The 24,756-nt window shown below is 72.9% G+C and carries 27 protein-coding genes; 23 read left to right on the top strand and 4 right to left on the bottom strand.

The features are described 5' to 3' along the window. Positions 1-93 precede the first annotated feature (93 nt). The 8 genes from map (at position 94) to truA (ending at position 5,335) form a co-directional block, all read left to right on the top strand. On the top strand, positions 94-930 hold the full coding sequence (gene map / locus ACIQPQ_RS04890; RefSeq protein ID WP_383773822.1) for a type I methionyl aminopeptidase: 837 nt from the start codon (positions 94-96) through the stop codon (positions 928-930). Between the two features lie 179 nt (positions 931-1,109). Then, positions 1,110-1,331, top strand: coding sequence for a translation initiation factor IF-1 (gene infA / locus ACIQPQ_RS04895; RefSeq protein ID WP_004927214.1), 222 nt, complete (start codon positions 1,110-1,112; stop codon positions 1,329-1,331). A 68-nt stretch (positions 1,332-1,399) separates the two neighbouring features. Further along, on the top strand, positions 1,400-1,513 hold the full coding sequence (gene rpmJ / locus ACIQPQ_RS04900) for a 50S ribosomal protein L36 (RefSeq protein WP_004984509.1): 114 nt from the start codon (positions 1,400-1,402) through the stop codon (positions 1,511-1,513). Between the two features lie 211 nt (positions 1,514-1,724). Beyond that, positions 1,725-2,105, top strand: a complete 381-nt coding sequence (gene rpsM / locus ACIQPQ_RS04905) for a 30S ribosomal protein S13 (protein ID WP_383773824.1) — start codon at positions 1,725-1,727, stop codon at positions 2,103-2,105. Positions 2,106-2,173: 68 nt separating this feature from the next. Further along, entirely contained in the window at positions 2,174-2,578 is a 405-nt protein-coding gene (rpsK, locus tag ACIQPQ_RS04910) for a 30S ribosomal protein S11 (protein WP_010354218.1), read from the top strand. 126 nt (positions 2,579-2,704) lie between these two features. Continuing rightward, complete coding sequence (locus ACIQPQ_RS04915) at positions 2,705-3,727, top strand: DNA-directed RNA polymerase subunit alpha (protein ID WP_003966937.1); 1,023 nt, start codon at positions 2,705-2,707, stop codon at positions 3,725-3,727. A 139-nt stretch (positions 3,728-3,866) separates the two neighbouring features. Next, positions 3,867-4,376 (top strand): 50S ribosomal protein L17, encoded by a 510-nt coding sequence (gene rplQ, locus ACIQPQ_RS04920; RefSeq protein ID WP_401299794.1) that lies wholly within the window; start codon positions 3,867-3,869, stop codon positions 4,374-4,376. Positions 4,377-4,480: 104 nt separating this feature from the next. After that, a complete protein-coding gene (gene truA / locus ACIQPQ_RS04925; RefSeq protein ID WP_401299797.1) occupies positions 4,481-5,335 on the top strand; it encodes a tRNA pseudouridine(38-40) synthase TruA in 855 nt (284 codons plus the stop codon). Positions 5,336-5,393: 58 nt separating this feature from the next. On the opposite strand, the gene ACIQPQ_RS04930 is transcribed toward truA, so the two are convergent. Next, positions 5,394-6,269: a hypothetical protein gene (locus ACIQPQ_RS04930; protein WP_383773830.1), complete on the bottom strand. Its 876-nt coding sequence runs from the start codon at positions 6,267-6,269 to the stop codon at positions 5,394-5,396. 513 nt (positions 6,270-6,782) lie between these two features. Here ACIQPQ_RS04930 and rplM point away from each other — a divergent pair. The 3 genes from rplM to glmM all read left to right on the top strand — a co-directional run bounded on the left by rplM (position 6,783) and on the right by glmM (position 9,403). Beyond that, entirely contained in the window at positions 6,783-7,226 is a 444-nt protein-coding gene (gene rplM, locus ACIQPQ_RS04935) for a 50S ribosomal protein L13 (RefSeq protein WP_189718044.1), read from the top strand. A gap of 44 nt (positions 7,227-7,270) precedes the next feature. Beyond that, positions 7,271-7,792 (top strand): 30S ribosomal protein S9, encoded by a 522-nt coding sequence (gene rpsI, locus ACIQPQ_RS04940; protein ID WP_383773833.1) that lies wholly within the window; start codon positions 7,271-7,273, stop codon positions 7,790-7,792. 252 nt (positions 7,793-8,044) lie between these two features. Further along, complete coding sequence (gene glmM / locus ACIQPQ_RS04945; protein WP_383773835.1) at positions 8,045-9,403, top strand: phosphoglucosamine mutase; 1,359 nt, start codon at positions 8,045-8,047, stop codon at positions 9,401-9,403. A gap of 199 nt (positions 9,404-9,602) precedes the next feature. Here glmM and ACIQPQ_RS04950 read toward each other — a convergent pair whose 3' ends face one another. Continuing rightward, positions 9,603-10,535 carry a DUF389 domain-containing protein gene (locus tag ACIQPQ_RS04950; RefSeq protein WP_401299803.1) on the bottom strand — a complete coding sequence of 311 codons (933 nt, stop codon included), beginning with the start codon at positions 10,533-10,535 and terminating at the stop codon, positions 9,603-9,605. Positions 10,536-10,578: 43 nt separating this feature from the next. After that, positions 10,579-11,547: a type I pantothenate kinase gene (coaA, locus tag ACIQPQ_RS04955; RefSeq protein ID WP_383773911.1), complete on the bottom strand. Its 969-nt coding sequence runs from the start codon at positions 11,545-11,547 to the stop codon at positions 10,579-10,581. A gap of 266 nt (positions 11,548-11,813) precedes the next feature. Between coaA and glmS the strand changes: the two genes are divergently transcribed. From glmS to ACIQPQ_RS04990, 7 genes are all read left to right on the top strand, one after another. Then, positions 11,814-13,661 (top strand): glutamine--fructose-6-phosphate transaminase (isomerizing), encoded by a 1,848-nt coding sequence (glmS, locus tag ACIQPQ_RS04960; protein ID WP_401299806.1) that lies wholly within the window; start codon positions 11,814-11,816, stop codon positions 13,659-13,661. Positions 13,662-13,807: 146 nt separating this feature from the next. Continuing rightward, positions 13,808-14,179 carry a holo-ACP synthase gene (locus ACIQPQ_RS04965; RefSeq protein ID WP_383773841.1) on the top strand — a complete coding sequence of 124 codons (372 nt, stop codon included), beginning with the start codon at positions 13,808-13,810 and terminating at the stop codon, positions 14,177-14,179. Positions 14,180-14,241: 62 nt separating this feature from the next. Further along, positions 14,242-15,675: an NAD(P)H-hydrate dehydratase gene (locus ACIQPQ_RS04970; protein WP_401299809.1), complete on the top strand. Its 1,434-nt coding sequence runs from the start codon at positions 14,242-14,244 to the stop codon at positions 15,673-15,675. Positions 15,676-16,476: 801 nt separating this feature from the next. Continuing rightward, entirely contained in the window at positions 16,477-17,655 is a 1,179-nt protein-coding gene (gene alr, locus ACIQPQ_RS04975; RefSeq protein ID WP_401299812.1) for an alanine racemase, read from the top strand. A 76-nt stretch (positions 17,656-17,731) separates the two neighbouring features. Next, complete coding sequence (locus ACIQPQ_RS04980; protein ID WP_401299815.1) at positions 17,732-19,006, top strand: alpha/beta fold hydrolase; 1,275 nt, start codon at positions 17,732-17,734, stop codon at positions 19,004-19,006. Beyond that, positions 18,957-19,538 (top strand): tRNA (adenosine(37)-N6)-threonylcarbamoyltransferase complex ATPase subunit type 1 TsaE, encoded by a 582-nt coding sequence (gene tsaE / locus ACIQPQ_RS04985; protein ID WP_401299818.1) that lies wholly within the window; start codon positions 18,957-18,959, stop codon positions 19,536-19,538. Before ACIQPQ_RS04980 ends, tsaE begins: the two co-directional genes overlap by 50 nt. A gap of 274 nt (positions 19,539-19,812) precedes the next feature. After that, positions 19,813-19,980, top strand: a complete 168-nt coding sequence (locus ACIQPQ_RS04990) for a hypothetical protein (RefSeq protein ID WP_383773851.1) — start codon at positions 19,813-19,815, stop codon at positions 19,978-19,980. Between the two features lie 153 nt (positions 19,981-20,133). On the opposite strand, the gene ACIQPQ_RS04995 is transcribed toward ACIQPQ_RS04990, so the two are convergent. Then, positions 20,134-20,688, bottom strand: coding sequence for a hypothetical protein (locus ACIQPQ_RS04995; RefSeq protein WP_383773853.1), 555 nt, complete (start codon positions 20,686-20,688; stop codon positions 20,134-20,136). Between the two features lie 184 nt (positions 20,689-20,872). Here ACIQPQ_RS04995 and tsaB point away from each other — a divergent pair, with 184 nt between their 5' ends. The 5 genes from tsaB (at position 20,873) to ACIQPQ_RS05020 (ending at position 24,670) form a co-directional block, all read left to right on the top strand. Continuing rightward, entirely contained in the window at positions 20,873-21,526 is a 654-nt protein-coding gene (tsaB, locus tag ACIQPQ_RS05000) for a tRNA (adenosine(37)-N6)-threonylcarbamoyltransferase complex dimerization subunit type 1 TsaB (RefSeq protein WP_383773855.1), read from the top strand. Continuing rightward, entirely contained in the window at positions 21,523-22,050 is a 528-nt protein-coding gene (rimI, locus tag ACIQPQ_RS05005) for a ribosomal protein S18-alanine N-acetyltransferase (protein WP_401299823.1), read from the top strand. The genes tsaB and rimI overlap by 4 nt, the downstream gene beginning before the upstream one ends. Then, on the top strand, positions 22,043-23,158 hold the full coding sequence (tsaD, locus tag ACIQPQ_RS05010; RefSeq protein WP_401299826.1) for a tRNA (adenosine(37)-N6)-threonylcarbamoyltransferase complex transferase subunit TsaD: 1,116 nt from the start codon (positions 22,043-22,045) through the stop codon (positions 23,156-23,158). Before rimI ends, tsaD begins: the two co-directional genes overlap by 8 nt. A 43-nt stretch (positions 23,159-23,201) precedes the next feature. Next, on the top strand, positions 23,202-23,495 hold the full coding sequence (locus ACIQPQ_RS05015; protein WP_401299829.1) for a hypothetical protein: 294 nt from the start codon (positions 23,202-23,204) through the stop codon (positions 23,493-23,495). 101 nt (positions 23,496-23,596) lie between these two features. Beyond that, positions 23,597-24,670 (top strand): LCP family protein, encoded by a 1,074-nt coding sequence (locus ACIQPQ_RS05020; protein ID WP_383773863.1) that lies wholly within the window; start codon positions 23,597-23,599, stop codon positions 24,668-24,670. Positions 24,671-24,756: the final 86 nt, after the last annotated feature.

Raw genomic sequence — 24,756 nt, forward strand, 5'->3', positions numbered from 1 at the left:
CGTACTGTTGTGTACGTAGCAGGTGTGTACGGAGAAGACCCGTCGTGTCCGACGGCGGCCACCGACCCGAGTGACGGAGAGCGCAGGCCCCCCATGGTGCAGATCAAGAGCCCGGAGCAGATCGCGAAGATGCGGGAGGCCGGGCTGGTCGTGGCCGCCATCCACGCGGCGACGCGGGAGGCGGCGGTGCCGGGGGCCACCACGAAGGACCTCGACGAGGTGGCCCGCAAGGTCCTCGCCGACCACGGCGCCAAGTCCAACTTCCTCGGGTACGGCGGCTTCCCGGCGACGATCTGCACCTCGGCCAACGAGGTCGTCGTCCACGGCATCCCCTCCGAGAAGGTCGTCCTCAAGGACGGCGACATCATCTCCATCGACTGCGGCGCGATCGTCGACGGCTGGCACGGCGACGCGGCGTACACCGCCTTCGTCGGTTCCGGGCACGCGCCCGAGTTGATCGAGCTGTCGCGGGTGACCGAGGAGTCGATGTGGGCCGGGATCGCGGCCATGAAGCAGGGCAACCGGCTGGTCGACGTCTCGCGCGCGATCGAGACGTACATCCGCCGCCAGCCGAAGCCCGGCGGCGGGCGGTACGGGATCATCGAGGACTACGGCGGCCACGGCATCGGCACCGAGATGCACATGGACCCGCATCTGCTGAACTACGTGGACCGGCGGCGGGGGAAGGGGCCCAAGCTGGTGCCCGGGTTCTGCCTCGCCATCGAGCCGATGGTGTCGCTGGGGACGCCGCGGACGGAGGTCCTGGAGGACGAGTGGACCGTCATCACGACGGACGGGACCTGGTCGTCGCACTGGGAGCACTCCGTCGCGCTGACGGAGGAGGGTCCGCTCGTGCTGACGTCTCCCGACGGGGGTCGGGCGAAGCTGGCTGAGCACGGGGTGGTGGCCGCGGCCGATCCCCTCGGCTGAGGCTGGGCGGGCTGTCTGGGCTTAGGGATCAGCTGTGCGGGGGAGACTTACCCGGATTCGTGTTTCCGGGTGCGCTGACGTAGACTGACTCGTCGGCTCTTGTGCACCCGCATGTCTGCATGCTCCCCTGCCGGGGACGCCCAGGAGTCGATCAAGGTAGTCGATTCGAAGGGCGAAGCGTGGCCAAGAAGCAAGGTGCCATCGAGATCGAGGGCACTGTCGTCGAGTCTCTTCCCAACGCCATGTTCAGGGTCGAGCTCCAGAACGGCCACCAGGTTCTGGCACACATCAGCGGCAAGATGCGTATGCACTACATCCGCATCCTCCCTGACGACCGGGTCGTGGTGGAGCTCTCTCCGTACGACCTGACGCGTGGCCGGATCGTCTACCGCTACAAGTAGATCTTGCCCAGGTTCCGTGCGTCCGCGCGCGGGGCGGCCGGCAACTGACCCGGAGAACCTCACATCCCATGAAGGTCAAGCCGAGCGTCAAGAAGATCTGCGACAAGTGCAGGGTGATCCGCCGTCACGGTCGGGTCATGATCATTTGCGAGAACCCGCGCCACAAGCAGCGCCAGGGCTGATCGCACTAGGTCACACCCTCTGCATCGACATCGCAGAGACTTCGCGCGACGCGAGCTGAATATGTTCATAGGCGGAACCCAGACGGGCGGCGGCTTCGGCCGACGGCGTCTGACACCCCCGGGTCGGAGGCCGGGGACCCAGTTCGTACCTCGTACGGCGACTGGGAGCCGGTTCTGCGGAAGACCTCCGAAGATCACCAGGAGCCATTGAATGGCACGCGTTTCCGGTGTTGACATCCCGCGCGACAAGCGCGTGGAGGTCGCCCTCACCTACGTGTTCGGCATCGGCCGGACCCTCTCCCAGGAGACGCTGGCTGCGACCGGCGTCGACCCCAACACCCGCGTTCGCGACCTCTCCGAGGAGCAGCTCGTCGCGATCCGCGAGTACGTGGACGCCAACATCAAGACCGAGGGTGACCTCCGCCGTGAGGTCCAGGCCGACATCCGCCGCAAGGTCGAGATCGGCTGCTACCAGGGTCTGCGCCACCGTCGTGGCCTGCCCGTCCGCGGTCAGCGCACCAGCACCAACGCCCGCACCCGCAAGGGCCCGCGTCGCGCCATCGCCGGCAAGAAGAAGCCGGGCAAGAAGTAGTCCGCAGCGGACTCGCCGTTCCAGCGGTCTTCGCTGTAGGACCGACCACCTCCCTGTAGGAGAAACAGATGCCCCCCAAGGGTCGTCAGGGCGCTGCCAAGAAGGTGCGCCGCAAGGAAAAGAAGAACGTCGCGCACGGCCAGGCGCACATCAAGAGCACGTTCAACAACACGATCGTGTCCATCACGGACCCGGCCGGCAACGTGATCTCGTGGGCCTCCGCGGGCCACGTCGGCTTCAAGGGCTCCCGCAAGTCCACGCCGTTCGCCGCGCAGATGGCCGCCGAGTCGGCCGCCCGCCGCGCGCAGGAGCACGGCATGCGCAAGGTCGACGTGTTCGTCAAGGGTCCGGGCGCCGGTCGTGAGACCGCGATCCGCTCCCTCCAGGCCACGGGCCTCGAGGTCGGCTCCATCCAGGACGTCACCCCGACCCCGCACAACGGCTGCCGTCCGCCCAAGCGCCGCCGCGTCTGACGCACGTCGTCACACGGTCGCTCTCAGGGTTTCGGGCGGTACGTCCCCTCGGGGGCGTGCCGCCCGTACCCTTGCAGTACCAGTAGGACGTCAAATAGCGGGCGTCCCTGACTGAAGGAAACGAACATGCTGATCGCTCAGCGTCCCTCGTTGACCGAAGAGGTCGTCGACGAGTTCCGCTCCCGGTTCGTCATCGAGCCGCTGGAGCCGGGCTTCGGCTACACCCTCGGCAACTCCCTCCGCCGGACCCTCCTGTCCTCGATCCCGGGTGCGGCGGTCACGTCCATCCGCATCGACGGCGTGCTGCACGAGTTCACCACCGTGCCGGGCGTCAAGGAGGACGTCACCGACCTGATCCTCAACATCAAGCAGCTGGTCGTGTCGAGCGAGCACGACGAGCCCGTGGTGATGTACCTGCGCAAGCAGGGCCCGGGTCTGGTCACCGCCGCCGACATCGCGCCCCCGGCCGGTGTCGAGGTCCACAACCCCGACCTCGTCCTCGCCACGCTCAACGGCAAGGGCAAGCTGGAGATGGAGCTGACCGTCGAGCGCGGTCGCGGCTACGTCTCCGCCGTGCAGAACAAGCAGGTCGGCCAGGAGATCGGCCGTATCCCGGTCGACTCCATCTACTCGCCGGTGCTCAAGGTCACGTACAAGGTCGAGGCCACCCGTGTCGAGCAGCGCACCGACTTCGACAAGCTGATCGTCGACGTCGAGACCAAGCAGGCGATGCGTCCCCGTGACGCCATGGCCTCCGCGGGCAAGACCCTGGTCGAGCTGTTCGGTCTCGCGCGCGAGCTGAACATCGACGCCGAGGGCATCGACATGGGCCCGTCCCCGACGGACGCCGCTCTCGCCGCCGATCTGGCCCTGCCGATCGAGGAGCTGGAGCTGACCGTCCGCTCGTACAACTGCCTCAAGCGCGAGGGCATCCACTCCGTGGGTGAGCTGGTCGCCCGCTCCGAGGCGGACCTGCTCGACATCCGCAACTTCGGCGCCAAGTCGATCGACGAGGTCAAGGCGAAGCTGGCCGGCATGGGCCTCGCGCTCAAGGACAGCCCGCCCGGATTCGACCCGACCGCCGCCGCCGACGCCTTCGGCGCCGACGACGACGCGGACGCCGGGTTCGTGGAGACCGAGCAGTACTGAGCGGGACCCGCACCACCAGAACCACCAGCTGGACCTCCAGGCCCCTTCCGGGGGGCCTGGATCTCCGACAGGCGACCGTCTGCTCGGATACTGACCCCGGTACCTGACACGGCCGGGGCAGACACACAGGAGAGTCATCATGCCGAAGCCCACCAAGGGTGCCCGTCTGGGCGGCAGCGCCGCGCACGAGAAGCTGCTCCTCGCCAACCTGGCGAAGTCGCTCTTCGAGCACGGCCGCATCACCACCACCGAGGCGAAGGCCCGCCGCCTGCGCCCGTACGCCGAGCGTCTGGTCACCAAGGCGAAGAAGGGCGACCTTCACAACCGCCGTCAGGTGCTCCAGGTGATCACGGACAAGAGCATCGTGCACACGCTCTTCACCGAGATCGGCCCGCGCTACGAGAACCGCCCGGGTGGCTACACCCGCATCACCAAGATCGGTAACCGCCGGGGCGACAACGCGCCCATGGCCGTCATCGAGCTGGTGGAGGCGCTGACCGTGGCGCAGGAGGCGACCGGCGAAGCCGAGGCCGCCACCAAGCGCGCGGTCAAGGAAGACGCCCTCAAGAAGGACGAGGCCGTCGAGGCCCCGGCCGACGAGGTCGTCGAGGACGCCAAGCCCGCCGACGAGGAGTCCAAGGACGCCTGAGGCTCTGCCGCGCCCTGAACGGGTCCGCCCCCTTGTGGGGCGGGCCCGTTCTCGCGTGCCGAGGGATCGCGTGGAGAGGACCGGAGGAACCAGAGGTGCCAGAGGTGAGTGACGAAGTGGAGCCCGGTGCCGTGCGGGTACGGCTGGACCTGTCGTACGACGGGAGCGAGTTCTCCGGGTGGGCCAAGCAGGCCGGGGGCCGCCGGACCGTGCAGGGCGAGATCGAGGACGCGCTGCGGACCGTCACCCGGTCCCGGGAGACGTACGAGCTGACCGTGGCCGGGCGCACCGACGCGGGGGTGCACGCGCGCGGCCAGGTCGCGCACGTCGACCTGCCGTCCGCCGTGTGGGCCGAGCACCACGAGAAGCTGCTGAAGCGGCTCGCGGGCCGTCTCCCGCGCGATGTGCGGGTCTGGGCGCTGCGGGAGGCCCCGGAGGGCTTCGACGCCCGGTTCTCGGCGGTCTGGCGGCGCTACGCCTACCGCGTCACCGACAACCCGGGCGGCGTCGACCCGCTGCTGCGCGGGCACGTCCTGTGGCACGACTGGCCGCTCGACGTCGACGCCATGAACGAGGCCGCGGCGCGGCTGCTCGGGGAGCACGACTTCGCCGCGTACTGCAAGAAGCGCGAGGGCGCGACCACGATCCGCACCCTCCAGGAGCTGAGCCTGGTCCGCGGCGACGACGGGATCGTCACCGCGACCGTCCGCGCCGACGCGTTCTGCCACAACATGGTGCGCTCGCTCATCGGGGCGCTGCTGTTCGTGGGGGACGGGCACCGGGGCCCGGAGTGGCCCGGCACGGTGCTCGCCGCCGGGGTGCGGGACTCCGCGGTGCATGTGGTCCGGCCGCACGGCCTGACGCTGGAGGAGGTCGGCTACCCGGCCGACGAGCTGCTCGCCGCGCGCAGCAAGGAGGCCCGCAACAAGCGGACCCTGCCGGGAGCGGGCTGCTGCTGAGCCCGTTCCCGGCGTGCGTCACGCGTCGGGGACGTACGTCACTTGTCCGGGAGGTACGTCACTTGTCGGCGGCGGCCGACGCCTGGGCCTCACCGCGGCGGCGGATCTGCTGGAACGCGAACTCCGCCAGGTCGTCGCCCGCGGTGAAGACCGCGGTGTCCTTGGTGGTCACGTCCTTGCCGTCGGTGAACCCGCTGATCGTGAAGTAGGCGTACCGGCCGTAGGAGTTGGTCGTCGAGCGGCAGATCGCGCCCTTGCAGAACGACTTCACCTCGTCGCCCGCGAGGGCCTTCACGATGCTGCTCTTGTCCGACTGGCTCTTCGTCTTGAGCGCCTGCGCCTCGGTGTCGAACACGGCCACGCCGACCGTCACCGCGATGCCGTCCTTGACGTACGTCATGCGCATCAGGCGGGTGCAGTCGTTGGCGGTGAGGACCTTCGGCAGGGTGCCCTGGGAGCCGGTCGTGCAGTTCGTGGAGTCCGCCTTCGCGGCCTTCTTGTAGACCGTCGACCCCATCGTCAGCTGGGTGCCCGGGAACAGGATGTCCGGCGCGAGCGGCGCGGTGTCCTTCGCCTTGGACGCGACGAACTCCTTCGGGTCCAGCGGCGGCGGGGCGCTCGTCGGGTCGAAGGACGGCGTGCTGGACACGCTCGGCAGGTCGCCGGTCGCGGGCAGTGAGGACGTCGGGCGGTTGGCGGTCGCGTCGCCGCCCGACCCCGCGACGGCCATGGCCACGGCGGTGCCGACCCCGAGCGTCGCGAGCACACCGCCGCCGATCAGCAGCAGCCGGCGCCGCTTGTTGCGCGTCTCCGACTGCTCGGCGAGCGCGGCCCAGTCAGGCGAAGGATCCGTGGAACCGTCCGTCCACGGCTGCTGGGAGTTCGGTTTCCAGGGGTCCCACTGGGACGGAGGTCCCCCCTGCCCATAGCTCATGGGCCGCATCTTAGACGGGGCGCAAGGGGTGCCGCCCCGCCCCAACCACCCCCGCGCTCCCCTCCGTTCACGGCATGAGTCCGGGCAAACGACGACATCTCCGGGCCCTTGGTGCGGCGTTCCCGCAGGCGGGGGCGGCGGTGTGGCGCGGGCCACCACGTTCAGCACGCCGATCCGGCCCGTCCGGCGTCGGCGGACGAGGCCCGTTGAGGGCCGGCGGCGGGGGTCCGGGGGCGGCGGCCCCCGGAACGACGGCCACGTACACTGGCCAGGAAGCAGCAGGGACCCCGGCAGGCAGCCACCCGTTTTGACCCGGCCGAGCCACCGCAGGTATCCTGCATCTTCGTTGTGTATTGGCTTGCTCATTCTCACGGGACGGGCCCTTACACCGGTCCCCGGGCCGATGACCAGCGACCTGCACGCGGTATGCGTCACCGCAGTGCGGTCAGGGCTGTCGTGATCGTCTTCGGTGACCTTGTCAGGACCACTCACTCGAAGCGAAGGCTACGAACCGTGCGTACGTACAGCCCCAAGCCCGGCGATGTGACGCGCCAGTGGCACGTCATCGACGCTCAGGACATCGTCCTGGGCCGTCTCGCCAGCACCGCCGCCTCCATCCTGCGCGGCAAGCACAAGCCGATCTACGCCCCTCACGTCGACACCGGTGACTTCGTCATCATCATCAACGCCGACAAGGTGCACCTCTCCGGCAACAAGCGGACCCAGAAGATGGCGTACCGCCACTCCGGCTACCCGGGTGGTCTGCGCTCCGTCCGCTACGACGAGCTGCTGGACAAGAACCCCGAGAAGGCCATCGAGAAGGCCGTCAAGGGCATGCTCCCGAAGAACACGCTGGGCCGTCAGATGCTCTCGAAGCTGAAGGTCTACAAGGGTGACCAGCACCCGCACGGCGCGCAGCAGCCGCAGCCGTTCGAGATCACCCAGGTCGCGCAGTAGTTCCGGCCACACCGCCCCAAGCTGAAGAGAATCTGAGGAGAACCGTGGCCGAGACCACTGCCGAGCAGCCGCTCGAAGAGACCGAGCTCGTCGACATCGAGAGCTACACCACCGAGTCCGAGGTCCCCGTCGAGGGTGAGTACACCTCGGAGTCCCTCGCCTCCCGCTTCGGCGACCCGCAGCCGGCCGCCGGCCTGGGCCGTCGCAAGAACGCCATCGCCCGCGTCCGGATCGTCCCGGGCTCCGGCAAGTGGAAGATCAACGGGCGCACCCTTGAGGACTACTTCCCCAACAAGGTGCACCAGCAGGAAGTCAACGAGCCCTTCAAGGTCCTGGAGCTCGAAGGCCGTTACGACGTCGTCGCCCGCATCGCCGGTGGCGGTGTCTCCGGTCAGGCCGGTGCGCTCCGTCTCGGTGTCGCCCGCGCGCTGAACGAGGCCGACGTGGACAACAACCGCGGCGCCCTCAAGAAGGCCGGCTTCCTCAAGCGCGACGACCGCGCGGTCGAGCGCAAGAAGGCCGGTCTCAAGAAGGCCCGCAAGGCTCCGCAGTACAGCAAGCGTTAAGCTTCGCTGCCTGCTCGTACCGGGTGCGGGCCCCCATCGGGCCCCACCCGTCGTACTCCGAACGCCCCGGCGGCACGCCACAGTGCCGCCGGGGCGTTCGTTTTCTCGCAGCCGTGGGCGTATAACGGCACAAGGTGCTCAAAGGCTTGTGTGATCGGATGTTCCAGGCGTCATATGCCTGTACGCGGGAGCCGCCGCGACCGACCGACGCGCCGCACGACGTACGCAACTGATGCTTCCTCAGGAGGACAAGTGGGACGACTCTTCGGCACGGACGGCGTCCGCGGTGTCGCCAACGCGGATCTGACCGCCGAGATGGCGCTCGGTCTCTCCGTCGCGGCGGCGCACGTACTGGCCGAGGCGGGCACCTTCGAGGGCCACCGGCCGGTCGCGATCGTCGGGCGGGACCCGCGCGCCTCCGGGGAGTTCCTCGAAGCGGCCGTCGTGGCCGGTCTCGCCAGCGCCGGAGTGGACGTCCTGCGGGTCGGCGTGCTGCCGACGCCCGCCGTCGCCTACCTCACCGGCTCCCTCGGCGCCGACCTCGGCGTGATGCTGTCCGCCAGCCACAACGCCATGCCCGACAACGGCGTCAAGTTCTTCGCCCGCGGCGGTCACAAGCTCGCCGACGAGCTGGAGGACCGCATCGAGTCCGTCTACGAGGAGCACCGCACCGGCGCCCCCTGGGACCGGCCGACCGGTGCGGGCGTCGGGCGGGTCCGCACGTACGACGAGGGCTTCGACCGGTACGTCGCCCACCTCGTCGCCGTACTGCCCAACCGGCTCGACGGACTGCGGATCGTGCTGGACGAGGCGCACGGCGCCGCCGCGCGGGTCTCGCCCGAGGCGTTCGCACGCGCCGGGGCCGAGATCATCACCATCGGGGCCGAGCCCGACGGGCTCAACATCAACGACGGATGCGGCTCCACCCACCTCGGCCAGCTGAAGGCCGCCGTCGTCGAGCACGGCGCGGACTTCGGCATCGCCCACGACGGGGACGCCGACCGCTGCCTCGCCGTCGACCACACCGGCGAGGAGATCGACGGCGACCAGATCCTCGCCGTCCTCGCCCTCGACATGCGCGAGCGCGGGGTGCTGCGCTCGGACACCGTCGTCGCCACCGTCATGTCCAACCTCGGCTTCAAGCTGGCGCTGGAGCGGGAGGGCATCGCGCTGGTGCAGGCCGCCGTCGGCGACCGGTACGTGCTGGAGGAGATGAAGCAGCACGGGTACGCGCTCGGCGGTGAGCAGTCCGGGCACGTCATCATCCTCGACCACGCCACGACCGGCGACGGCACGCTCACCGGGCTCATGCTGGCCGCGCGGGTCGTGCAGACCGGGCGGTCGCTGCGGGAGCTGGCCGGGGTGATGGAGCGGCTGCCTCAGGTGCTGATCAACGTGCCGGACGTCGACCGGTCGCGGGTGGGGAGTTCCGCGGAGCTGGCGGCGGCGGTCGGTGAGGCGGAGCGGGAGCTGGGGTCCACCGGGCGGGTGCTGCTGCGGCCGTCCGGGACGGAGCCGTTGGTGCGGGTGATGGTGGAGGCGGCGGACATCGACCAGGCTCGGGCTGTCGCGGGGCGGTTGGCCGATGTCGTGAAGTCCGCGTTGGGGTAGGGCGGGGGGCGTTGCCTGGTGGGGTGGGGGGTGCGGGGGGTTCTCTCCTGAGTGCGCGGTTCCTCGCGCCCCCTCGGGTTCGTCGAACTGTGCCCGGGGGACGGGAGCTGTGCGCGGTTCCCCGCGCCCCTTCGGGTTCGTTGAGATGTGCCCGGGTTATTGCCAGGTGCGCGGTTCCTCGCGCCCCTTCGGGGGTCGGTCACGGGCGGTGCGTTGCCTTGTAGGTCCAGAAGTATTTCTGGGCCAGGAGGGTCAGGGTGCCTGCGGCGATGATGGCCACCAGGTTGAGGAGCAGTTGCTCGGAGGAGCCGCGGGTCTGGGCGGTGTCGCCGTAGCTGAAGGCGACGGCGGCGTTGGCGGCGGCGGGGACCGTGGTGACCGAGATGGCCACGCCGACCAGGGCGCCCGACTTGGCCGAGGTCAGGGAGAGGGTGCCCGCGATGCCCGCCAGGACCGCCACGATCACCGAGAACGCGTCGGGGGCGTAGACGAACGCCGTCTGGGGGCGGTCCGCGTCCAGTTGGGCCCTGCTGAACAGGTCGATCGCGTCCATGAAGAGGCTGAACGCCACCGTCGCCGCCATGGCCACCGCGAACCCGACCAGCAGCGCGATCAGCGAGCGCAGCGCCAGCCTCGGCGTGCGGCGCACGATCGCCGTGGAGACACCCGTCAGCGGACCGAACTCCGGGCCGACCGCCATCGCGCCCACGATCAGGATCGCGTTGTCGATCACCACGCCGCACGCCGCGATCATCGTCGCCAGGGTGAGGAACGCCAGGTAGGTGAAGGAGAGCGTCGACTCCTCGTGGGTGGCCTTCGACAACTGGGCCCACAGCACCGCGTCGACGCCCTCGCCCGGAGCGTCCCTCTCGGCCCGGTCGGCGCGCGTCGACAGAGTCAGGTCGATGTCCTCCAGCGTGATCGCGCCGCTCTCCTCCAGGCCCTCCGCGCGCAGCCCGCGCAGCAGCCCGTCGGCCGCCTCGCGGGCCACGTCGCAGGTCACGACGTCCCCGGCCGGGTCGCGGGCGGCGCCCGGCAGCACCACCAGGTGGGTGGTGCCGACCGTGTTCTCGATCAGGCGGACCGCGGCGTCGGTCCGCTCGGCCGGGGTGATGAGGCGCAGGTGCAGCATGCCGCCTATCTAACAGGCGCCGGGGCGCGCACCGGCACCGGCGTCACAGTTTGCGCAGGCTCAGCCGCTGCACCTTGTGGTCCGGGCCCTTGCGGACGACGAGGGTGGCCCGGCCCCGCGTGGGGGCGATGTTCTCCACCAGGTTCGGCTTGTTGACGGTCCGCCACATCGTGCGGGCGTACGCGAGGGCCTCCTCCTCGGCGACCTGGGTGTACCGGCGGAAGTAGGAGTCGGGGTCCTGGAAGGCCGTCGCGCGCAGCTTGCGGAAGCGGTTGAGGTACCAGCGCTCGATGTCCTCGACGCGGGCGTCGACGTACACGCTGAAGTCGAAGTAGTCGGCCAGGCCGACCCGCGTGCGGCCGTCGCTGCCGGGCAGCGCGGGCTGGAGGACGTTCAGGCCCTCGACGATCAGGATGTCCGGGCGGCGGACGGTCAGGCGACGGTCGGGGACGATGTCGTAGATCAGGTGGGAGTACACCGGGGCGGTGACCTCGTCCTTGCCGGCCTTGATGTCGGCGACGAAGCGGGTCAGGGCGCGGCGGTCGTACGACTCGGGGAAGCCCTTGCGGGACATCAGGCCGCGGGCCTCCAGCTCCCGCGTGGGCAGCAGGAAACCGTCGGTGGTGACCAGCTCGACGCGGGGGTGTTCCGGCCAGCGCGACAGCAGCGCCTGGAGGAGCCGGGCCACGGTCGACTTGCCGACGGCGACGGACCCGGCGACCCCTATGACGAACGGGGTGCCCGACTGCGAGCCCTGTTCGCCGAGGAAGGTGTTGAGGGCGCCGCGCAGACCGTCGGTGGCGCCGACGTAGAGGTTGAGGAGGCGGGAGAGCGGGAGGTAGATGTCCCGCACCTCGTCGAGGTCGATGACGTCGCCGAGGCCGCGCAGCTGCTCGACCTCGTCGGCGGTGAGCGGCTGCGGCGTCTTGTCGCGCAGCGCGCTCCACTCGGAGCGGGTGAGGTCGACGTAGGGAGTCGCCTCCGGCCTGTGCCGGTGGGCGCTCCGGGGCATCGAGGAGACCGGAGAGATCACAGTCCATTGTTAACGGAGTTTGAACGTGATGGCGGGTGGGGTCCGTCACGCACCCCGCCGCCCGCCCGGTGCGTACCCCACCCCCCGCCCGGTGCGCACCCCGCCGCACACCCGGTGGCGCGCCCGGTTTCGCGCCGCCCCCGCGCCGGAACAATGCGTTCCGCCGTGCGTATCCCCGTGGGAATTTCCGAAATCGGGCACGTGGAGCCCCTTTCGGCGCACGGGTTCACCGTACGCTGCCGCTCATGTGCGGAATCGTGGGATACGTGGGGTCGCAGTCGGCGCTCGATGTCGTGATGGCCGGGCTGAAGCGGCTGGAGTACCGGGGATACGACTCGGCGGGCGTCGCCGTGCCGGCCGACGGCGGGCTCGCCGCCGCGCGGAAGGCGGGCAAGCTCCTCAACCTGGAGAAGGAACTGACCGAACGGCCGCTCCCGGCCGGGACGACGGCCGTCGGGCACACCCGGTGGGCCACGCACGGCGGACCCACGGACGCCAACGCGCACCCGCACCTCGACAACGCGGGCCGGGTCGCCGTCGTCCACAACGGGATCATCGAGAACTTCGCCCCGCTCCGCGCCGAACTCGCCGCGCGCGGGCACGAGCTGACCTCTGAGACCGACACCGAGGTCGTCGCCCACCTGCTCGCCGAGGAGTACTCCGCCACCGCCGACCTCGCCGAGGCGATGCGGCTGGTGTGCCGGCGGCTGGAGGGCGCGTTCACCCTGGTCGCCGTGCACGCGGACGCCCCGGACGTGGTGGTCGGGGCGCGCCGCAACTCGCCGCTGGTCGTCGGCGTCGGCGACGGCGAGGCCTTCCTCGCCTCGGACGTCGCTGCGTTCATCGACCACACCCGGTCCGCCGTCGAGCTGGGCCAGGACCAGGTGGTGGAGCTGCGCCGGGACGGGGTGACGGTCACCGGCTTCGACGGCTCCCCGGCCGAGACCCGCGCCTACCACGTCGACTGGGACGCCTCCGCCGCGGAGAAGGGCGGCCACGACTACTTCATGCTCAAGGAGATCGCCGAGCAGCCCAAGGCGGTCGCGGACACCCTGCTCGGCCGGGTCGACGCGGCCGGTTCCCTCACCCTGGACGAGGTGCGCATCCCGGTGGACGCGCTGCGCGAGATCGACAAGGTCGTCGTCGTGGCCTGCGGTACGGCGTTCCACGCGGGGATGATCGCCAAGTACGCCATCGAGCACTGGACGCGCATCCCCTGCGAGGTGGAGCTGGCCAGCGAGTTCCGCTACCGGGACCCCATCCTCGGCGCCCGGTCCCTGGTCATCGCCATCTCCCAGTCCGGCGAGACCATGGACACCCTGATGGCGCTGCGGCACGCCCGCGAGCAGGGCTCACGGGTGCTGGCGATCTGTAACACCAACGGCTCGACGATCCCGCGCGAGTCCGACGCCGTGCTCTACACGCACGCCGGTCCGGAGGTCGCCGTCGCCTCCACCAAGGCGTTCCTGACCCAGCTCGTCGCCTGCTACCTCGTCGCCCTCTACCTCGGGCAGGTGCGCGGCACCCAGGGCGGCGAGGACATCCGGACCGTCGTCCGGGACCTCGCGGGCATCTCCGGCTCGGTCGAACGGGTCCTGGAGACCATGGGCCCGGTCCGGGAGCTGGCCCGGTCCCTCGCCCACAAGGACACCGTGCTCTTCCTCGGGCGGCACGTCGGCTACCCGGTGGCGCTGGAGGGCGCGCTGAAGCTGAAGGAGCTGGCGTACATGCACGCCGAGGGCTTCGCGGCGGGAGAGCTGAAGCACGGGCCGATCGCCCTCGTCGAGGAGGACCTGCCCGTGGTGGTCGTCGTGCCGTCGCCGCGCGGGCGGTCGGTGCTGCACGACAAGATCGTCTCCAACATCCAGGAGATCCGGGCCCGCGGGGCGCGCACCATCGTCATCGCCGAGGAGGGCGACGAGGCGGTCGTCCCGTACGCCGACCACCTCGTCCGCGTCCCGGCCACCCCCGCGCTGCTCCAGCCGCTGGTGACGACGGTGCCGTTGCAGGTGTTCGCCTGCGAGCTGGCCACCGCGCGCGGCAACGAGGTGGACCAGCCGAGGAACCTGGCGAAGTCGGTGACGGTGGAGTAGGCGGGACCGGCGGGGAGGGAGGGGCGCTCGGAGAGGAGCGCCCCCGGTGGGCTCGGGGAGGAGCGCCCCCGGTGGGCTCGGGCGCCGCGGTGGCGGCGGCCCCGGTGGGCGGGCCCGGAGGCGGGGGCGGTCGTAGGGTGCTCGGCATGAGCATCATCGGCGTCGGCATCGACGTGGCCGAGATCGACCGGTTCGCCGCCTCGCTGGAGCGCACCCCCGGACTGGCCCAACGCCTCTTCCTGGACAGCGAGTTGCTGCTGCCCGGTGGCGCGCGGCGCGGACCCGCCTCGCTCGCGGCCCGGTTCGCGGCCAAGGAGGCCCTCGCCAAGGCGCTCGGCGCACCGGCCGGACTGCTGTGGACGGACGCGGAGGTGTACGTCGAGGACAGCGGCCGCCCCCGGCTGCGGGTGCGGGGCACGGTCGCCGCGCGCGCCGCCGAACTGGGCGTCCGCAGCTGGCACGTGTCGCTCAGTCACGACGCGGGCGTGGCGTCCGCGGTGGTGATCGCGGAGGGCTGAGTGCGGGGCCCGTCGCTCCGCCCGGTGGGCCCGGTGATCGGCCCGGTGTGAGACTGGGAGCCATGCGGACTGCCTACAGCGTGGACACGGTGCGGAGCGCCGAACGGGACCTGATGGCGCGGCTGCCCGAGGGCGCCCTGATGCAGCGGGCCGCGGCCGGACTCGCCGCCGCCTGCGCCGACCTGCTGGGCCGGGTGTACGGCCGCCGGATCGTCCTGCTCGTCGGCAGCGGCGACAACGGCGGTGACGCCCTCTACGCCGGAGCCCGCCTCGCGCGGCGCGGCGCGGGCGTCACCGCCGTCCTCCTCGCCCCCGAGCGCACCCACCCGGGCGGCCTCGACGCCCTCCGCAGGGCGGGCGGGCGCACCCTGCCGGCCGACGGCGCGGGGGACGCCGTGGACCGGGCCGACCTGGTCCTCGACGGCGTCGTCGGCATCGGCGGACGGGGCGGGCTGCGCGCGGACGCGGCGGCGCTCGCCGAGCGGGTGGCGCGGACCGGCGCGGCCGTCGTCGCCGTCGACCTGCCGAGCGGCGTCGACGCCGACACCGGGGAGGTGCGCGGGCCGGTGCTGCGGGCCGACGTCACCGTCACCTTCGGCACCCACAAGGCCGCGCTGCTGGTCGACCCGGCGCGCGAGTACGCCGGGACGGTACGGCTCGTCGACATCGGCCTCGACCTGCCCGCCGAGCCCGCGCTGGAGGCGCTTCAGCACGCCGACGTGGCACGGCTGCTGCCCCGGCCCGGGGCGGAGAGCGACAAGTACCGGCGCGGGGTGGTCGGGGTCGCCGCCGGGTCCGCCACGTACCCCGGCGCCGCCGTGCTGGCCGTCGCCGGAGCGCTGCACGGCGGGGCCGGGGCCGTACGGTACGTCGGCGCCGCCCGCGACGCCGTCCTCGCCCGCTTCCCCGAGGTGCTGGTCTCCGACGGGGGGCCGCGGCGGGCCGGGCGGGTCCAGGCCTGGGTGGTCGGGCCGGGCGCCGGGGACGACGCGGCGACCGTCGCCGAGGTCCTCGCCACCGACGTCCCCGTGCTGCTCGACGCGGACGGGCTGCGGCTCGCCGACGCGGACGCGGTACGGGGGCGGGCGGCGCCGACGCTGATGACCCCGCACGCCGGGGAGGCCGCGGCGTTGCTCGGGGTGGAGCGGGCGGAGGTCGAGGCGGGGCGGCTGGCGGCCGTCCGGGAACTGGCGGGGCGGTACCGGGCGACGGTGCTGCTGAAAGGGTCCACGACGGTCGTCGCCGACGGTGGGGGAGGGGCGGTGCGGGTCAACCCCACGGGGACGTCGTGGCTCGCGACGGCGGGCAGCGGCGACGTCCTCTCCGGCCTCGCCGGGTCCCTCCTCGCCGCGGGCCTGTCCCCCCGCGACGCGGGCAGCGCGGCGGCCTACCTCCACGGTCTGGCCGGCCGCCGGGCTGCGCGGGGGGCGCCCGTGGGGGCGGGGGAGGTCGCGGGGGCGGTGCGGGGGGCTTGGGCGGATGTGGTCGGGGGCTGAGGGGTGCGGCGCGGTGCGGGCCCGGTGGGGGCTGGGGTTGGGTGCGCAGTTCCCCGCGCCCCTTCTGGTGGTCGGGTGCGGGCCCGGTGGGGGGCGTTCGCGCAGTTCCCCGCGCCCCTGAGGGGTGGGTGGGGGTGAGGGGCTGTGGGCGGCTGCTCCGCCGTCGTGGCTGGTCGCGCAGTTCCCCGCGCCCCTGGGGTGGGTGCGCTGGGCGTTCGGTGGAGGGGTCACCGGGCCGCGGCCGAGGTACCGGGCGGCACCAAGGTCTTTCGAGGGGCGGGCGCGGGAGAACTCCGCACCCAGCCCCCACCGCCCCGCGGCCGACGTACCGCCCGCACCACCGGTTACCCCAGGGGCGCGGGGAACTGCGCGAAGGGCCCCACGGGCCTGTGGCCGACGTACCGCCCGCACCACCGGCCACCCCAGGGGCGCGGGGAACTGCGCGAAGGGGTCCCACCGGCCCGCGGCCGAGGTACCGGGCTGCACCCAGGTCTTTGAGGGGCGCGGGGAACTGCGCGAAAGGGCCCCACCGGCTCGCGGCCGAGGTACCGGGCTGCACCCAGGTCTTTGAGGGGCGCGGGGAACTGCGCGAAAGGGGCCCACCGGCTCGCGGCCGAGCTACAGGGCTGCACCCAGGTCTTTCAGGGGCGCGGGGAACTGCGCGAATGACCCCCACCGGGCCGCACCCGACGCACCACCCCCCCTCGGGGGCGCGGGGAACTGCGCACCCCCCGCCCCCGAACCCCCCACCCCCGGCCCGGCTCGTGGGGTGGGGCGGGGTGCTCTGCGACACTGGGCGCGATGAGTGACACCGCACCCGCACAATCCCCCACCGCCCCCCGCCCGGCCAGGGCCCGCGCCGAGATCGACCTCGACGCCCTCCGCGGCAACGTCCGCGCGCTCCGCGCGAAGGCCCCCGCGGCGGCCTTCATGGCCGTGGTGAAGGCCGACGGATACGGCCACGGCGCCCTCCCCTGCGCCCGCGCGGCCGTGGACGCGGGCGCCACCTGGATCGGCACGGCCACCCCGCAGGAGGCTCTGGCCCTGCGCGCCGCGGGCCTCCCGGCGGACGTACGGATCATGTGCTGGCTGTGGACTCCGGGCGACCCGTGGCGGGAGGCCGTCGAGGCGGGCCTGGACATCTCGGTGAGTGACCTGTGGGCGCTGCGCGAGGTCGTCGCCGCGGCGCGCGCCGCGGACCGTCCCGCGCGGGTGCAGCTGAAGGCGGACACGGGCCTCGGCCGCAACGGCTGCCAGCCCGCCGACTGGCCGGAGCTGGTCGCGGGGGCGGTGCGCGCCGAGCGCGACGGACTGCTCCGGGTCACCGGCCTGTGGTCGCACTTCGCGTGCGCGGACGAACCGGGTCACCCGTCGATCACCGCGCAGCTCACCCTGTTCCGCGAACTCGTCGCGCACGCCGAGCAGCGGGGCGTACGCCCCGAGGTCCGGCACATCGCCAACTCGCCCGCCACGCTGACCCTGCCGGAGACCCACTTCGACCTGGTGCGCCCCGGCATCGCGATGTACGGCGTCTCCCCGAGCCCCGACCTCGGCTCGGCCGCCGACCTCGGCCTGCGCCCGGTGATGACGCTCGCCGCGTCCTTGGCGCTGGTCAAGCACGTGCCGGGCGGCCACGGCGTGAGCTACGGCCACCACTACACGACCCCCGGCGAGACCACCCTCGGCCTGGTCCCCCTCGGGTACGCGGACGGTGTCCCCCGGCACGCCTCGGGCGCGGGCCCGGTCCTCGTCGGCGGCAAGTGGCGGACGGCCGCGGGGCGGATCGCGATGGACCAGTTCGTCGTCGACCTCGGCGGCGACGAGCCCGCCCCCGGCGCGGAGGCGGTCCTGTTCGGCCCCGGCGACCGCGGCGAACCCACCGCGCAGGACTGGGCGCGGGCCGCGGGGACCATCGCGTACGAGATCGTCACGCGCATCGGTGCCCGCGTCCCGCGCGTCTACGTCGGTGAGACGCCGTAGAGCGTCCCGCGGTGTGTGAACGACGGACGAGACGGGTAGCGGCAGACGGGCGCCCGGGTGAGATGAGGAGCGGTACGTGAGCGAGAGCAGCGCGGAGGCGGTGGCGGACGTCGCCTCGGCGGCCGTCGCGTCCGCCGCCGTGGTCGCCGAGGCGGCCGGGAACTGGCGCCGGGCGACCGGCATCGCGGGCGCCGCGATAGGCGTGATCGCCGCGGGCGCCGCCGCCGGGGTCGCCCTGGAGCGGATGACCGTGGGCCGCGGCATGCGCGCCCGCGCCCGCCTGGCCCTGGACTCGACGGGCCCGTACGGCGCCCTGCGCGGCACCCCCGGCCGGGCCGTCGCCGACGACGGCACCGAGCTGTACTACGAGGTCGACGACGCCGAACCCGAGGGCGGCCCCGCGCCCCGGCGGCGCCGCCTGTTCGGCCGCAAGTCGCCGCTGCCCGTCACCGTCGTCTTCAGCCACGGCTACTGCCTCACCCAGGACTCCTGGCACTTCCAGCGCGCCGCCCTGCGCGGCGTCGTGCGCACCGTGCACTGGGACCAGCGCAGCCACGGCCGCTCCGCGCGCGGCGCCGCCCAGCTGCGCGACGGCGAGCCCCTCACCATCGACCAGCTCGGCCGCGACCTCAAGGCCGTCATCGACGCCGCCGCGCCCGAGGGGCCGCTGGTGCTGGTCGGGCATTCGATGGGCGGCATGACGATCATGGCGCTGGCCGCCCAGTACCCGGACCTGATCCGGGAGCGGGTCGTCGCCACCGCCTTCGTCGGCACCTCCTCCGGGCGCCTCGGCGAGGTCAACTTCGGTCTGCCGACGGCGGGCGTGAACGCCGTACGGCGGGTGCTGCCGGGCGTGCTGAAGGCGCTCGGGCAGCAGGCCGCCCTGGTGGAGAAGGGGCGCCGGGCCACCGCCGACCTGTTCGCCGGGATCATCAAGCGGTACTCGTTCGCCTCCCGCGACGTCGACCCGGCGGTCGCCCGGTTCGCGGAACGCATGATCGAGGGCACGCCCATCGACGTGGTCGCCGAGTTCTACCCGGCGTTCACCGACCACGACAAGACCGAGGCCCTTCCGCTCTTCGCCGACCTCCCGGTCCTGGTGCTGGCGGGCATCGGGGACCTGGTCACGCCCAGCGAGCACAGCGAGGCCATCGCCGACCTGCTCCCGGACGCCGAACTCGTCCTGGTGCCCGACGCGGGGCATCTGGTGATGCTGGAGCACCCGGAGGTCGTCACCGACCGCCTCGCCGACCTGCTGACCCGCGCGGGCGCCGTCCCGGCAGGGGCTACCGTGGGTGGCTATGGAAGCACCAGCGGCAGCGCACAACAGGGCAGCGCACAACAGGGCTGAGAGCGGCGGCGCCGGGGACGGCCCGGCGGGGGACGCCTCCGGGGCGGTCTCCCTCGACCTCGTCGTCACCTCGCCGGACGCGATGCGGGAGCTGGGCCGCCGTCTGGCCGCCCTGCTGCGCGCCGGTGACCTCGTCATGCTCAGCGGCGAGCTGGGCGCGGGCAAGACGACCCTGACGCGCGGCCTCGGCGAGGGGCTCGGCGTGCGGGGCGCGGTCACCTCGCCGACCTTCGTGATCGCCCGCGTCCATCCGTCGCTGGTGGCGGGTCCGCCGCTGGTCCACGTCGACGCGTACCGCCTGTCCGGCGGGCTCGATGAGATGGAGGACCTCGACCTCGACGTGTCGCTGCCCGAGTCGGTGATCGTCGTGGAGTGGGGCGAGGGCAAGGTCGAGGAGCTGACGGAGCAGCGGCTCCAGATCCGTATCCACCGTGCCGTCGGCGACACCACGGACGAGGTCCGCCATCTCACCGTCACCGGTCTGGGCGCCCGCTGGGCCGCCACCGACCTGAGCCCGCTGTCGGAGGGCTGAGCCCGCGGGCGGTCACTTCACGTCCACGCTCGGAACCTCGCACCCGTCGCCGCCTGCCTGAGACCCTGGGTCCCTGGCCCCCTGAGCCCGCTGTCGTCCTGACGGCGGGCTCCGGCGCGTCCGGGGGCCGCGGGGGCCGTGGCGGCGTGCCGCCGACGTTCCGACAAGACGTCGGCAAGATGTTGCGCTCGGTGTCGTGGGCGTGTTCACATGGTACCCAGTACTTGGTTAGGTCTACCTAACCAGACCTGCTCCGGCCCTCCAGGAGGCGTCCATGTCGCCGACCGAGCCCCAGGCCCCGCGGCGGCCCCAGGCGGTCGCCGGGGTGTCCATGCGCGATCTGCTGGCCTCCTGCGCCGCCGCCGAGGCGGTCTCCCGCCCGCCGCGCGCCCCCGAGCCCCAGGACCGGCGCACGCCGCGCGAGCACCGCGAAGCCGCCTGACCCAGGCGCCCCGCGCACCCTGGTCACCCTGGGCGCCACGGTCCTACCGGTCACCCCGGTCACCCCGGCGGGTTCACCCGTTCGGAGGAGGCAGAGAAGGCCGCGAGGGCCGAGAAGCCCGTGCGGGCCGCGTGGTCCCGCCCGGTCGCCCCCTCAGCGGATGACGACGATCCGCTGACCGATCGTCGCGAACTCCCAGATCGCGTCCCCGTCCGCCCGCGCCGCCCGGATGCCGCCCGTGCGCCGGGGCGCCTCCGTGGCCGAGGCGGGCGCGGTCGCCGCGCCGTCGACGACCGAGCTGAACCCCACGGCCAGCCCCTTCACGGTGGTGAACCGCACCACGTGCTCGATGGGGATGCCGTCGGAGCCGGTGACGGCGCCCGAACGGGAGGTCACGGCGTACGACCCGGGCAGCGGGTCCACGTTGCCCGGCGTCACCCGGAACGTCCGGCCGACCCGGCCGTCCGCGCCCACCAGCCACACCCGGTCGTCGTCCACCGAGTACACGACCCGCGGACCCTTGCCCGAGGCGGCGGGCAGCGCGTCGGGGTCACGGCTGTCGCGGGGGGCCTTCGGCGCCGCGGCCGGGCTGTCCGCCCCCGCGAGGTCCGCCGGGACGTCCGCGGAGGCCTGGAGCGCGAGGACCCCGACCGTGGCGAGCGCCGCCGCGGTGAGCCCGGCCACGACCATCGCACTGTTCCCCGCCACCCCGACCGCCTTCCCGCCGTACGCACTGTCCGGTGAAATGTCCCGTGCCACCCGTCACGCCCCACATGTCGCAGGGCGGACCCGCGCGACGTTAGCAGCCGCCGCGCCGCCCGCCCGGCCCCCGCGCCCGGCGGCGGACCGCCCGATTTCCGACACCGGGCCCGCGGAGCCGTAGGCTGTTTGCGTGCTCTTGCTCGCTCTGGATACCGCCACCCCCGCCGTCACCGTCGCCCTGCACGACGGCACCGACGTCATCGCCTCGTCGAGCCAGGTGGACGCGCGGCGGCACGGTGAACTCCTGCTGCCCGCCGTCGACCGCCTCCTCGCCGAGGCGGGCCGCCGTCTCGACGCCGTCACCGCGGTCGTCGTCGGCGTCGGCCCCGGCCCGTACACCGGGCTGCGCGTCGGCCTGATGACCGCCGACACCTTCGGCCTCGCCCTCGGCGTCCCCGTGCACGGCGTGTGCACCCTGGACGGCCTCGCGTACGCCGCCGACCTCGACGGCCCCTTCGTCGTGGCGACCGACGCCCGCCGCAAGGAGGTCTACTGGGCCCGCTACGCCGACTCCCGCACCCGGCTCACCGGGCCCGCCGTCGACCGGCCCGCCGACATCGCCGACGAGGTCGCCGGACTCCCGGCCGTCGGCGCGGGCGCCCTGCTCTACCCGGACACCTTCCCGGCCCCGCACGCGCCGGAGCACGTCTCCGCCGCCGCCCTCGCCGCCCTGGCCGCCGAACGGCTCGCCGCGGGCGAGGAACTGCCCGAGCCGCGCCCCCTCTACCTGCGCCGCCCCGACGCCCAGGTCCCCAAGAACTACAAGGTGGTCACCCCCAAGTGACCGCACCCGCCACCCCCGCGCTGCGCGAGATGCGCTGGTGGGACATCGACCCCGTGCTGGAGCTGGAGAAGGCACTCTTCCCCGAGGACGCCTGGTCGCGCGGCATGTTCTGGTCCGAGCTGGCGCATTCCCGCGGCCCCGAGGCCACCCGCCGCTACCTGGTCGCCGAGACCGCCGGGACCGCCGACCGCCGGATCGTCGGCTACGCGGGCCTCGCCTCCTCCGGCGACTTCGCCGACGTCCAGACCATCGCCGTCGCCCGGGACCACTGGGGGACCGGCCTCGGCGGACGGCTGCTCACCGAACTCCTCGCCGCCGCGACCGCCTTCGAGTGCGCCGAGGTCCTCCTGGAGTGCCGCGTCGACAACACGCGCGCCCAGAAGCTCTACGAACGCTTCGGCTTCGAGCCCATCGGCTTCAGGCGGGGCTACTACCAGCCGGGGAACGTGGACGCCCTGGTGATGCGCCTGACCGACCCGTCCACCTCCCTGAACGGCGTACGAGGAACCGAGATCAATGGCTGACGAACCCCTGGTCCTGGGGATCGAGACCTCCTGTGACGAGACCGGCGTCGGGGTCGTGCGCGGCACCACCCTGCTGGCCGACGCGATCGCCTCCAGCGTCGACGAGCACGCCCGCTTCGGCGGCGTCGTCCCCGAGGTGGCCAGCCGCGCCCACCTGGAGGCGATGGTCCCCACCATCGACCGCGCCCTCAAGGAGGCCGGGGTCTCCGCCCGCGACCTCGACGGCATCGCCGTGACCGCCGGTCCCGGCCTCGCGGGCGCCCTCCTGGTCGGCGTCTCGGCGGCCAAGGCGTACGCGTACGCCCTCGGCAAGCCGCTCTACGGCGTCAACCACCTCGCCTCGCACATCTGCGTCGACCAGCTGGAGCACGGCCCGCTGCCCGAGCCGACGATGGCGCTGCTCGTCAGCGGCGGCCACTCCTCGCTGCTGCTCTCCAGCGACATCACCTCCGACGTCCGCCCGATGGGCGCCACCATCGACGACGCGGCGGGCGAGGCCTTCGACAAGATCGCCCGCGTGCTGAACCTCGGCTTCCCCGGCGGCCCGGTCATCGACCGGTACGCGCGCGAGGGCGACCCGACCGCGATCTCCTTCCCGCGCGGCCTGACCGGGCCGCGCGACCCGGCGTACGACTTCTCCTTCTCCGGGCTCAAGACGGCCGTCGCCCGCTGGATCGAGGCGAAGCGCGCGGCGGGCGAGGAGGTGCCGGTGCGGGACGTCGCCGCGTCCTTCCAGGAGGCCGTGGTGGACGTCCTGACCCGCAAGGCCGTCCGGGCGTGCCGGGACGAGGGCGTCGACCACCTGATGATCGGCGGCGGCGTGGCGGCCAACTCGCGGCTGCGCGCGCTCGCCCAGGAGCGCTGCGAGGCGGCCGGGATCAGGCTGCGCGTGCCGCGCCCCAAGCTCTGCACGGACAACGGCGCGATGGTCGCCGCCCTCGGCGCGGAGATGGTCGCGCGCGGCCGGTCCGCCTCCGACTGGGACCTGTCGGCCGACTCGTCCCTCCCGGTGACCGACCCGCACGTCCCCGGCCACGGTCACACGCACGCGCACGGCCACGACCACGACCACGTGCACGAGGTCAGCAAGGACAACCTCTACTCGTGAGGACGGCGTGCGTGAGGACGGCGTGCGTGAGGGAGGCGGGATCATGACGGTCGCGTTGATGTGGGAGGCGCGTGCGGCGGAGGGCCGGGGCGCCGACCTGCTCGCCTGGGCCCGCTCCCGCGTGCTGACGCCCGCGCCCCCGCGCCGGGAGACGTTCCGCGCGCCGGGGGAGCGGGTGCTCGTCATCACCTGGTGGGACGCGCCGTACGACGCCGACCTGCCCGAACTGCCCGACCCCGGGCCCGAGCTGATCGGGCGTCCGGTCCACCGCTGGCGGTTCGAGTCGGCGGACGGCACGGAGCAGCCGGACTCGGGCTCCGCCACGGAACCCGCTTAACGCTCCGTACGACGACCCCGCCTCATGAGATTTTCCGAAGAAGTGCCGTACCGGGCAGTCTTCCTAACAGTGCGCTAATAATTCGGACGTACGTTCTTTGTGTGACCGGACACAAGGACGCGCAGGCGCAGTCGGGCGGGGAGGGGCCGCCGGCGCGCGCCCGGCGGACGCGGGTGGTGAGAGCCGTCGGCCTCGGCCTGGCGGGGGTGCTGGTGCTGGGCGCCGCCGCGGCGGGCTGGGCGTACCGGCATCTCGACGGCAACATCCGCAGCGTGGACGTCGACAGCGCGCTCGGCGACAACCGGCCCGCCCGCGCGATGACCACGCCGACGCCGTCCGGCACGGCCTCCGAGGCGCCCGTCGCCACCGGCGCCCTCAACATCCTGGTCCTCGGCTCGGACTCGCGCGACGGCGCCAACCGGGCGCTGGGCGGCGGCGACTCCGGCGGAGCCCGCTCCGACACCGCGATGGTCGTCCACCTCGACGCGGGCCGCACGCGGGCGACCGTGGTGAGCATCCCGCGCGACACCCTGGTGGACCGCCCGTCCTGCCCGCGCGAGTCGGGCGGCTCGACCGGCCCCGCGTACGGGGTGATGTTCAACACCGCCTACGCGGTGGGCGGTCCGGTCTGCGCGGTGAAGACCGTCGAGTCGATCACCGACATCCGGATGGACCACTTCGTCGAGGTCGACTTCTCGGGCTTCGCCCGGCTCGTCGACGCCCTGGGCGGGGTCACCGTCACCACCGACGAGGACATCCACGACGAGGACAGCCACCTGGACCTCGCGGCGGGCACCCACCACCTCGACGGCACCGACGCGCTCGCCCTCGCCCGCACCCGGCACGGCATCGGGGACGGCAGCGACCTCGGCCGGATAGGCCTCCAGCAGGACCTGGTGAAGGCCCTGCTGGACCAGATCGCCGCGAACGGCCTGCTGACCAGCCCCACCCGGCTCTACCGGGTCGCGGACGCGGCCACCCGCAGCCTCACCACCGACACCGGCCTCGACTCCCTCTCCGAGCTGACCGGTCTCGCCCGCAGCCTCTCCGGTTTGTCGTCCGCGAACGTCACCACCGTCATGCTGCCCGTCGTCCCGGCCCCCTCCGACCCCAACCGGGTCGTCGCCGACGAGCCCGAGGCGACCGAGCTGTGGCGCTCCCTGGAACGCGCGTGAGGACCGCCTCGACCGCCTCGACCACCGCGACCGCTGGGACCATCGGGACCGCCGGGGCGGCGAGGGCCGTCCGCGGGGCGCGCGGG

Origin of the sequence: Streptomyces sp. NPDC091281 (genome assembly GCF_044757425.1) — a bacterium.
Classification (GTDB): domain Bacteria; phylum Actinomycetota; class Actinomycetes; order Streptomycetales; family Streptomycetaceae; genus Streptomyces.